General features: G+C 65.6%; 2 protein-coding genes. Both read right to left on the bottom strand.

Features of this window, described 5'->3' with window-relative positions:
* Window positions 1–172 precede the first annotated feature (172 nt).
* Window positions 173–880 (bottom strand): immunity 52 family protein, encoded by a 708-nt coding sequence (locus K8556_RS38780; protein ID WP_370640042.1) that lies wholly within the window; start codon window positions 878–880, stop codon window positions 173–175.
* A 14-nt stretch (window positions 881–894) separates the two neighbouring features.
* On the bottom strand, window positions 895–1623 hold a 729-nt coding region (locus K8556_RS38775; RefSeq protein WP_223745169.1), incomplete at its 5' end, for a Tox-REase-5 domain-containing protein.

Below are 1623 nucleotides of genomic sequence, written 5' to 3'. Positions count from 1 at the left end.
AGCCGCACCGTGGGTCCGCTGGCGCAGCCCACCCAGAACACCAGCAGCATCAGCCAGCAGCCAGCGCGTCCCCACGGCGTTTTGCTCAAACCCTGCCTCCACTCCAACCCGGAGGCCACTCCGGAGCAGCGCCACAGAAGCCTTGCAGGAAGCTCAGGCACTGACGGAGTCCTCACAAGGGGCGCAGTAGACCGGCTGCATCGAGAACCTGGTGCACCTCCGTGGCCAGCCGGACGTGCTCCGGGTTCGTCACCGTGAAGCGTTCCTCCGTGAGGATCACCAGGGTCCCCAGGTCCTCCACGGGTTCGACGCGCACAGGGGCAGGGAGCGGCGGAACCTCTCCCCATTGCCGGGAGAAGTAGGTCATCCAGCCCACGAAGGTGCCCACGTCCCCTGACGAGGAAGGCGACACCTCGTCCCGGTACTGCCGGGATGCAACGACGCCCCACGCCGGCTCCCAACAGCGCACCACGGCACGGAGCACCTCGCGCAGGACGGGTGTGGTCAGTACGCGTTCGGCCACTTCACCGCGAGACGGAGGATCGACGACACAGACCGAAGTCGGCACAGCGTCCGCGGAGCCGCAGAAGCCATTGACAGAGGTTGTTTCATCCGGGTTCGGGCCCGTCCACAACCAGTAGCTGAAGCCATCACCCACACGGTTCTTCTTCCGGGCGAACAGCTCCAAGAAGGACTCCTGGTGGGTCAGGAACTGGCGTGCCTGGGCTTTCTTGAAGGTCCGCCCGGTCTCGTGCCACTGGCGCCACGTCGGTTCGAGGTGGCCCAGGCTCTCAAACAACCTTCCCGCTCTACTGGCACAAGATGCGTCGGACTCGTGCCGCGCCAACCAGTAAGCCCCGACGTAGTACGTGTCCGGCATTTGATCCGCGGTGTTCATCGAGTGGGACGGAGGTAACGCACTTCCACCTTAATGCGTTGGTCCCTGAAGAGGGCACGCAATGCGTCCGCGAATTTCTCCTCGGCAACCACCCATCGAACAGGTGTACCGCCCGCCGCACGCAACTGCCGTTTCGCCTGCTCCAGCAGGGGCGTAACACCCTCGAAGAACTTCTTCGGATGGAGGTCCTTTCCGAAGAACTGCTCGTAGCCATGGCCCTTGGCGTCCAGCAGAACGTTCTCATCCAGGTCATAGCCGTCGAAGTCGACCTCGTCGTCCCCTCGCTTGACCCGATACGCGGAGCCCTTCGGGGCTCCCGTGACCTGGGACTGATAGTCGCGGGCGCGGTCGGACATCGACTCATTCACCTGTACCCACTTTCCCGGACCTCCCGCGCTGTTCGGAAGAGGCGGGCCCACCGCGGCCATGGCCACCGCCGTGGACGCGAGCGTCACCTCCACCACGCCGTCAACCACCGCCACCGCGCTCACGTCCAGGATACGTGCAGGGTTGAAGCCCGCCTGTGTCGAGCCCAGCCGCACCGCGTCCGGGAAGCGCGGCATCCACGCGAGCGCGGATGACAACCCCATCGTCACGCCGTGACTCACCAGCAATGTCACCGCGAGCACGAAGACGCGCGCCACCTCTGGCCCCAGCGCCTGCGCGAAGACCTCCGCCGCCTCCTCCAGCTCCTGGAACGTCCGCGCCCGGTCCGTCGCCTCCTT

Origin of the sequence: Corallococcus sp. AS-1-12, assembly GCF_020036995.1 — a bacterium.
In the GTDB taxonomy this organism is placed as follows: Bacteria; Myxococcota; Myxococcia; order Myxococcales; family Myxococcaceae; genus Corallococcus.
The sequence above is the reverse complement of the archived record's forward strand: the minus strand, read 5'-3'. Positions and strand labels throughout refer to the sequence as shown.

Excerpts from the sequence above, each read along its gene's own strand:
- K8556_RS38780 (WP_370640042.1), bottom strand. The coding sequence starts at position 880 with ATGCCGGACACGTACTACGTCGGGGCTTACTGGTTGGCGCGGCACGAG.